At 40.0% G+C, this 8653-nt stretch carries 8 protein-coding genes; 1 reads left to right on the forward strand and 7 read right to left on the reverse strand.

The genetic code is table 11. From position 1 onward, the window contains the following. Positions 1-168: 168 nt before the first annotated feature. From DOT_RS01615 to DOT_RS01635, 5 genes are all read right to left on the reverse strand, one after another. Positions 169-459: a DUF2325 domain-containing protein gene (locus DOT_RS01615; protein WP_009613241.1), complete on the reverse strand. Its 291-nt coding sequence runs from the start codon at positions 457-459 to the stop codon at positions 169-171. A gap of 266 nt (positions 460-725) precedes the next feature. Beyond that, entirely contained in the window at positions 726-2774 is a 2049-nt protein-coding gene (gene feoB, locus DOT_RS01620; protein ID WP_009613253.1) for a ferrous iron transport protein B, read from the reverse strand. Positions 2775-2854: 80 nt separating this feature from the next. Continuing rightward, positions 2855-3082, reverse strand: a complete 228-nt coding sequence (locus tag DOT_RS01625) for a FeoA family protein (RefSeq protein WP_009613259.1) — start codon at positions 3080-3082, stop codon at positions 2855-2857. Positions 3083-3099: 17 nt separating this feature from the next. Further along, on the reverse strand, positions 3100-3318 hold the full coding sequence (locus DOT_RS01630; protein WP_009613260.1) for a FeoA family protein: 219 nt from the start codon (positions 3316-3318) through the stop codon (positions 3100-3102). 193 nt (positions 3319-3511) lie between these two features. After that, complete coding sequence (locus DOT_RS01635; protein WP_009613261.1) at positions 3512-4672, reverse strand: metallophosphoesterase; 1161 nt, start codon at positions 4670-4672, stop codon at positions 3512-3514. 596 nt (positions 4673-5268) lie between these two features. Between DOT_RS01635 and DOT_RS01640 the strand changes: the two genes are divergently transcribed. Then, positions 5269-7332 (forward strand): methyl-accepting chemotaxis protein, encoded by a 2064-nt coding sequence (locus tag DOT_RS01640; protein ID WP_009613262.1) that lies wholly within the window; start codon positions 5269-5271, stop codon positions 7330-7332. A 198-nt stretch (positions 7333-7530) separates the two neighbouring features. Here the strand turns inward: DOT_RS01640 and eutM are convergent, their stop codons facing one another. Together eutM and DOT_RS01650 are read right to left on the reverse strand one after the other, a co-directional pair. After that, the gene (gene eutM / locus DOT_RS01645; RefSeq protein ID WP_009613263.1) at positions 7531-7821 is read right to left on the reverse strand and encodes an ethanolamine utilization microcompartment protein EutM; all 291 of its coding nucleotides are present in this window, start codon (positions 7819-7821) and stop codon (positions 7531-7533) included. Between the two features lie 22 nt (positions 7822-7843). Beyond that, entirely contained in the window at positions 7844-8482 is a 639-nt protein-coding gene (locus DOT_RS01650) for a phosphate propanoyltransferase (protein ID WP_009613264.1), read from the reverse strand. Positions 8483-8653: the final 171 nt, after the last annotated feature.

Raw genomic sequence — 8653 nt, forward strand, 5'->3', positions numbered from 1 at the left:
ATCTCTAGAGCTACTTTCCGAATTTATAACATAAATTTTCGACTTCATCTATAGATTCTGAGGACAAGTCTTATAAAATACTTGTCCTCAGATATTAAAGAAACTTCAGTTTTTAGAAGAGAACCTTGCCTGAACGTTGACCCTCGCACTCTCACTTATCATAGCTGTTTAACTAGTTTTAGCTTCGAGTTCTCGTAATAGCCCCTCCAATGAAGCTCCACTACTGGTATGGCATCGAAAGACTGGAATCTTCTTTCTTTTTGCTTCTTTTACGGCTGTGTGAATCATTTGATGGGAAACTGTCGATGTGAATAATACAATTCCATCAGGCTTTCCGATCACCTTTTCAAACCTAGTTGGCATCTGGGTATAGACCTTAACGCGATGCCCCCGCTTGGAGCATATCTCCGTATATTCACTGTGCATCCGATCATGACCTCCAACAAGCACGATACTCATCGAATCCCTCCTTACTCTTGAATTATAAGTATAGATCCTGACATCTTGGATTTTATTTAGAACAATCACATTTACTTTGGGTGCAACCTCCACAGCAAGTGCTTTTACCTTTTTGCATACGCACTATTGTCCGAGCAACAATTAAAACCGTCACGCCAACAATGATACCCCCTAAAATCCAATTGATCATAACATCACCCTTTTCCTTAGTTCTTTATCGATAGTTCCAAATACGCAATGGATCTTCATCCAAATTTTCTTCTTGCTTAACTAAAACCCATTAATTTTCCTACTTGAAAGATAATAAATGCCACTATCCAGGCTACCCCTGTTGAAAATCCCGCTGTAATTAACGTCCACTTCCAGGAGTTCATCTCTCTTTTGATGGTTGCAAAGGCCGCCATGCACGGCAAGTACAGTAAGGAAAACGCCATGAAGGCATAAGCTGTCAAGGGAGTAAACGATGCTTGCAGAGCTGTTATCAGGTCTGTCGAACCTTCTGTTGCTTCTGCGATTCCGTGTAAGATACCCATAGTGGACACCACGGCTTCTTTTGCTATAAAACCTGTGAGCAGTGCGACAGCAGATCTCCAGTCCCCAAAGCCCAGTGGTGAGAAAACAGGAGCTATAACTTTACCGATGGCACCAAGCATGCTATCTCCAGGTTCCGCCACTGCTTGGAAGGAAAAATTAGCGTATTGTAAAAACCAGATCACAACTGCGGCTGCAAAAATGATTGTCCCTGCTTTTTTGACAAACCCTTTACCCTTGTCCCACATATGAATTGTTAAGCCTTTAATTGTCGGAATTCTATAGGGAGGCAATTCCATGACGAAAGGGGCTACATCCCCTTTGAGAATTGTTTTCTTGAGGATAAATCCTGATAAAATGGCGACTGCAATACCCAGCACATATAGTGAGAAGACAACCATGGTTTGATTGGCCGCAAAAAAGGCTCCGGCATACAAGGCATAAATTGGTAGCCTGGCCCCACAGGACATAAAAGGGATGAGCATAATGGTCAAGCGGCGATCTTTTTCATTTTCCAAAGTCCTCGTACTCATCACCGCCGGAACACTGCATCCAAAGCCAATCAGCATGGGGATAAACGATTTTCCACTTAAACCAAGCTTTCTAAGCAATCGATCCATGACGAAAGCCGCTCTGGCCATATAACCAGTATCTTCAAGAATGGAAAGAAAGAAGAATAAGATCATGATCTGCGGTACAAAAACCAGCATACTTCCCAATCCGCCGATAATTCCGTTTACAATGAGATCATGTAACCAACTTGCTGCTCCTGCGCTCTCAAGTGAACTTGAGATAAAATTTGCAAATGTATCATTGACCAATCCATCCACAAAGTCGATGGTGAATGAGCCGATTGTACCAAAGGTTACTGAGAATATGCCGAACATCATGGCTAAAAACAATGGAATGGCTAAAATCCTATTCGTTACCACTTTGTCAATCTTATCTGAAACCGTTAATTGAGAGCTTTGCTCTTTCTTCTTAACAGCTTTGCCCGCCACATCGGTCGTAAACCGATATCGGCTATCAGCAATCACCGTTTCTATATCCATATCATACTTTTTTTCCAGTTTTTCTTGATAGACTTTGATCTCAGCCAGCAAGACACTGGGAACTTCTAGCGTCTTTTGTACATTTTCATCGCCTTCTAAAAGCTTTAAGGCCGTCCACCGAGAATTTCCATGCTTACTTTTCAGCTGAGGAACAATGTTTTCTTCAATTTCTTTGATATACTTCACGATATTTTCATTATGTAGTTCATATGACGCAGGTGAATTCCCTGCTGAAGCCGCTGCTTGAGCAACATGGAGCGCTCTTTCCAAAAGTTCTTTAACACCTCGGCCTTTACTGGCTGTAATAGGTATAACCGGAACCTTGAGGGATGCTTCAAGGAGACTCGTGTTAATTTTATTGCCCTTTGCTTCCACTGCATCCATCATATTTAACGCAACAACAACGTTAACACCTAATTCAAGCAGTTGGGTCGTTAGGTATAAGTTTCTTTCGATGTTCGTAGCATCAACAATATTAATAACTACATCGGGTTTTTCATTGACAATGTAATCTCTAGCAATAATTTCTTCCATTGAATAAGGGGATAATGAATAAATCCCAGGAAGATCAATGATCTTTATATCCTCCTGTATCTTTCTTGCTTTACCTTCTCTTTTCTCAATAGTTACTCCCGGCCAGTTTCCAACATACTGCGTACTACCGGTGATTTCATTAAACAAAGTGGTTTTGCCGCAGTTTGGATTGCCTACCAGTGCAAACTTCAAGGACATGTGACACTCTCCTCTCAACGATATCAATAACCATTCTCAATTAAAGTCTAAGAAAAATGTTCCTCTTCTAGGAACAAAAGTTATTGCAAAATTATCAATTCAGCTTCAGATTTCCTAATCGTCAATTCGTAACCGCGGATGTTTATCTCAATGGGATCCCCCAACGGGGCTACTTTCCTGACCAATACTTCGGCCCCATGGGTCACACCCATGTCCATTAGCCTTCTCTTGACTGCACCTTTATCCCCGTCAATCTTGGCGATTATCGCTTTTTCGCCTGGCTTTAATTCCTTTAAGGTCCTCTCCAAACTACTTAACCCCTTTCTTATCTCACCTGGACTATTACTTGTTGGGCAACACCTCTATTGAGCGCCAACCGCGACCCTTTGATGGACACAATAAGATTTCCACTAAATTCGGATATGACCGATATGGTTACACCCGGAATAATACCTAGCCCTTCCAAAAATTTTTTGGTTGTATCCTTAGCCCTACAGGCATTAACCTTAGCCTCTTTACCAGGGGATAGCATTGTTAATGGCATTTTTCTCCCTCCTAACGTTTAAATGATTGGTATTGATAATCAATATCATTTATTTGCTTTATAATAGCATTATTTTCTCATGCCGTCAATGAAAATATTACGATGTCCTGTATGCGTGCTAGTATGGAATTGACCTTCTTTACTAGATAAGCAAAAGCTCCGTAATTTTCACTATTACGGAGCTTTTGCTTATCTACTTGCTAAACTTTATCGTAATATCAACAATTTCCGGGGTATTACCTAACCGAATCGGCGGACCCCAAGTCCCATAACCTGAAGAAACAATGAGTTGGAAGTCTCCTTTGCGCAGGTACCCCCAATCATCTTCAAAAATTCGTTGCGTAATTAACCTAATTGGAAACAATTGTCCCGCGTGCGTATGGCCGGATAATTGCAAGTCAACTCCTTGGTCAACAGGCTCGTTTAACTGAAGCGGTTGATGATCCATTACTATTATAGGGAGGGCACGGTTAACTCCTTGCATCAAGGTGTTTAAGGTTTGTCTCTTGACCTTGTTAACACGCTCGCTCGACCGATCATCTCGCCCAATAAGATAAAAACTTCCGGCGATCTCCTGAGAACTATCCCGTAATACCTGGACCCCTGCCTCACCCAAGTATTTAATTGCTTCCTCGGCATTGCCGCCAATGTATTCATGGTTACCTAGTACTGCAAAAACCCCGTACGGAGCATTTAGTCTGCGAAAGTTATCAACTGTTTGTAGTTTATTCGTTGATTCGATATTTTCATCAAATACATCTCCAGGAAAGAGCACTAGGTCAGGTTTAAGTTCATTGACCGAATTAACTAGTTTCGTAAGGTAACCGTTGTTAATAATTGTCCCTAAATGGATATCTGAAACCATCACAACATGCAACTGTTTTAACGCTCCAGCTTGTTTAGCGATTGTCAAATCATAGTGGTTAATCCGAGGATGACGGGCATTCCATGCCCCATAACTTATGATCGCTACGACTAAAATAAAAACAGTTAATCCCAAAGCGGGGTTCAAACTCCGTTTTATTTCCACCGGGATAAAATGAAAAAAATACTCTAACAATCTAAAGATATCGAGCGCAGTGATAACTAATAAGAAATAGAACATAAACGCCAACCAGTAGGCCCCTACTCGGCTCAATTCTTCAAATAAAACGGTCGGAAGAAATTCTTGGCTAAACCTACTGATTAGATAGGACAAAGCAATCAGCCAAAAAACAGTCCAATATACCTTTGGAATGAGGACAGGGATAAAACCAAATAAGGCCTGCCACCCCCGCAGACCAATGTAGTAATTTAATCCGCCGTAAATTAAAAAGATAAAACCAACAACCAAGAAAAATAACGGGCTTATCATTTTTCTACCTCCGAGTTCTAAAGTAACCTTAATACAAAGCTGCTTTTTGAAAGATATTATTAGTATATAATCTAGAGCACACTCTAAGTCAAGAACTATAATAATTTATAAATTAGAGTACTTCAACCCGAATAGTATTAGCTAATACTCCCATTTCCTTCGTGAATCTCTGTAAGACAATGATTTGCCGTTTAAAATCAGACGATGCTTCTGTAGAAACTATCCGAAAGGGGGCTATTCTATATACAGCTTTCCGTTATTAAACAACAAGACTTTTCCGCAGCATCACCCATACAAAAATGGCTGGGAGAGCTTTATCATCCGTACTTATGGGGGGTATATTTACTATGTATTTTACACTGGTTAGGCATAATTTTATAATACAATTACTTGAGTTGCCTTAACCTATCATTCTTATGTTTAGGACCATATTAACATACAGGCGCACACATCCACTACTTATTAAGCAGCGAAAGACTAGGCCTTTACGTGATGCACGTGGTGGCATAGTCTTTTGCTTTTACAATTACTATCACCAATTGAACGATTCGATAATGACTCCATCAATCATTTATATGCGAGGGGATTTTATAATCATGAAATTCAAAAGTATTAAAACCCATTTTTTGGTGATTTCAGTAACTATTATTTTAATTACACTAGCAACAGTAGGTAGCATCGTTAGTTATCAGGTAACTAAGCAAGCTAGAAGCGATTATTTTAACAATTCGAACGAACAGATGAAAATCGCTGAAAAATCAATTAAGATCTTTTATAATCAGATCGATAAAGATATCAATATGATGGCTTCAAATCCATTGATAATGAAAGCCAGTAGTGGTATTACGTCCTACGCTAACAATAGTGAAGAAACTAAAATGACACCATCGCACAATGGTGGATTAGAACAAGAAATTTATGAAGTTTTTAACCATTATGCAGAAACTCATCCTGGTACCATGTATGTCTATTTTGGCACGGAAAAAGGGACTTATCTTCAGTGGCCTGAAACCAGCATACCGAAAAAATTCAATCCGCCTGAAAAGAATTGGTACAAAACAGGGTTAAACGGAAGTGGATCTATTGTGCGAACAGCACCCTACGTTGATGGTATCTCTAATGCTATGATTACGAGCAACGTTAGGTCTTTTACTGATACTAACGGAAATCTGATTGGTACATTAGGAATTGATGTGCAGCAGTCCGTCATCAGTGATATGTTAAGTTCTATGAAAAATGGTAAAACAGGGTTTTCGATGATAGTCCATAATACGGGGGTTATTCTAGCAGATGGAAATAATCCAAAAAATAATTTTAAAAAAATAAACGAGATCAAGATAGCTGGATTGAACCAGCTATTGTCGAAAGACTTAAAGTCCTTTGATGTAACTATTGACGGAATTAAATATATAGTTAATCCCTATAAAGTTTCCGGAACCGATTGGATATTAGCATCATTAATGTCTGAGAACGAATTAACAGAAGGTGCTAGAAAAATATCACTTATGGTTCTAAGTATTTCAGTAATTATGCTGATCATAACAATATCTTTAATTACCATAGCCACAAGGAGAATTACTACACCTATCATAAAATCTTCTGAGTACTTAGAGATTGTTGCAAGCGGAGATTTTTCTCGAGAGATTGACCCTAAATTCCTATCTAGAAGTGACGAAATAGGGTCAATTACTAACGCTATAAATGATATGAAAAATTCTGTTAAGCAATTGGTGAATAGTATTAAAATTGAATCTTCCTCTATCGAAAAAGGAGTTCATAATGTATTGGACAACGTTATTAACCTGACCACAAATCTGGAAGAGATATCTGCTACAACCGAAGAGTTGGCAGCAAGTATGGAAGAAACATCTGCAGCATCTGAAGAGATGTCAGCGACTTCACAGGAGATAGAAAAAGCTGTTCACTTAATCGCTGAAAAGTCGCAACAAGGTGCAGTTTCGGCAAAAAAAATCACCCAAAGAGCCGACGATACTAAGCTAAATGTTGATGCCGCCCAAAAAAAAGCATATCATATATTTGTAGATACTAAAGAAAAATTGGGGCAGGCAATAATTGAATCTAAGGTAGTTGATCAAATTAATTTATTGACTGAATCCATCATGCAAATTACCGAACAAACCAACTTGCTTGCCTTAAATGCCGCTATTGAGGCTGCTAGAGCCGGTGAAGCAGGGAGAGGGTTCTCAGTTGTTTCAGAGGAAATAAGAAAGCTTGCAGAGCAATCAAAAGATGCAGTTATTCAAATACAGGATGTTACTACGAAAGTAACAAGGTCTGTCGATAATCTCTCAAATAGCTCTAATCGTCTACTCGCATTTGTGTCTATAGATGTAAGTAATGATTATAAGGTTATGTTGGATGTAGCAGAAAAATATAGCGAGGATGCTAAATTTGTTGATGAGCTTGTAACAGAATTTAGTGCTACCTCCGTGCAACTTAGAGCCGCTATTCAAAACATTTCAGTTGCTATTGATGGAGTAGCTCAAGCAGCTAATGAAAGTGCAATCGGAACTTCAGATATAGCCAATCGTGCTAATGAGGTAAACGCCCGTTCTAACGATGTGAAAACACAAGTTTGGAGAACCCAAGAAAGTGCTAATAAATTAAAGGGAGACATAACAAAATTTAAGATTGATTAAATACTCAAATATAGAACCTATTAATCCAATAAACTAAGAGGCTGTTGCAAAATGAATTTTTGCAACAGCCCCTTTTACGTTTTAATAATAGAATCCGAATCATTTTCATTTGCCTCAAGGTGGTACGATAGGCAAAGCAAAAGGTCAAAACCTCAAAAGAGATTTTGACCTTCGCCGCATTGCCTGTCTAATAATTCATTATGCTTCTTTCTTAGCTCCGGGGAGCATCATTTCTACGTCACCGTGTGGACGCGGAATGACATGTACGGAGATCAGTTCGCCAACTCGCTGAGCTGCCGCAGCACCGGCATCAGTTGCTGCTTTTACTGCACCAACATCGCCTCTTACCATAACGGTTACCAGAGCACCTCCGACTTTTTCGTAGCCAATCAGCTGAACGTTAGCGGCTTTCACCATGGCATCTGCCGCTTCAATTGCTCCTACTAGACCTCTGGTTTCAATTAATCCTAAAGCTTCTGATCTATTCATTTTTGTTGCCTCCTAAAATTTTTTATTTTACAATCGTTATTCTTGAGGTTGCTGTGAGGAGCATAGCATTTGCTTCCTCCGTGTCGATATGAAATTCAAGTGCCGAGGTATTGTTGGCTCTGACGACGACATTCGAGTAAGTCCCTCCCCGAAGTCCATCTATTTGGACGGGCACTTGTTCTCCATCGGTTACACCAAAGGTTTTGGCATCTTCCAGGGTCATATGAATATGCCGTTGGGCAATCAAAAGGCCTTTGGAAAGAAGAATACTTCCTTTGGGGCCAATAAGAGTGATCCCCGGAGTTCCTTGCAGATCTCCAGATAACCTCACTGGTGCGGTTATGCCAAGTTTGAAACAATCTGCCTGGAGTATTTCTACCTGCGATTCGCTTCGTGCGGGCCCGAGGATGCGAACTTTTTCAATAGCACCTTTGGGCCCGGCTATGATCAAGGTTTCTTTACAGGCAAATTGCTTGGGTTGGGACAAATCCTTGGCTTTTGTCAATTGGTATCCTACCCCAAACAGAGTTTCCAGATCTATTTGGGAAAGATGAATGTGACGGTTAGATATTCCGACAGGTATGGAGCCTAGGTCTTTTAAATACCCCCCTTCTTTGATTGCCTCTAGCACAAGCGCTGCTAAAGCGTCATACCTTCCCACGTTTAGTTACCACCTCTTTTTTTCAGGAGTGTAATGACTTCATTCACCACATTCATGATCTGATCGTCACTAATGGCACTAGAGCTACCGCTTTGTGCCACGCAGGCAGACGGGGTGGGAGTAGTGTTTTCGGTGAAATCTTTGATTCCATAAGCTACTCGTTTGATATTG

Source organism: Desulfosporosinus sp. OT (assembly GCF_000224515.1).
GTDB lineage: Bacteria > Bacillota > Desulfitobacteriia > Desulfitobacteriales > Desulfitobacteriaceae > Desulfosporosinus.

Coding starts and splice junctions, on each gene's coding strand:
- DOT_RS01615 (WP_009613241.1), bottom strand. CDS start 459: ATGAGTATCGTGCTTGTTGGAGGTCATGATCGGATGCACAGTGAATAT.
- feoB (WP_009613253.1), bottom strand. CDS start 2,774: ATGTCCTTGAAGTTTGCACTGGTAGGCAATCCAAACTGCGGCAAAACC.
- DOT_RS01630 (WP_009613260.1), bottom strand. CDS start 3,318: ATGCCATTAACAATGCTATCCCCTGGTAAAGAGGCTAAGGTTAATGCC.
- DOT_RS01635 (WP_009613261.1), bottom strand. CDS start 4,672: ATGATAAGCCCGTTATTTTTCTTGGTTGTTGGTTTTATCTTTTTAATT.
- DOT_RS01640 (WP_009613262.1), top strand. CDS start 5,269: ATGAAATTCAAAAGTATTAAAACCCATTTTTTGGTGATTTCAGTAACT.
- eutM (WP_009613263.1), bottom strand. CDS start 7,821: ATGAATAGATCAGAAGCTTTAGGATTAATTGAAACCAGAGGTCTAGTA.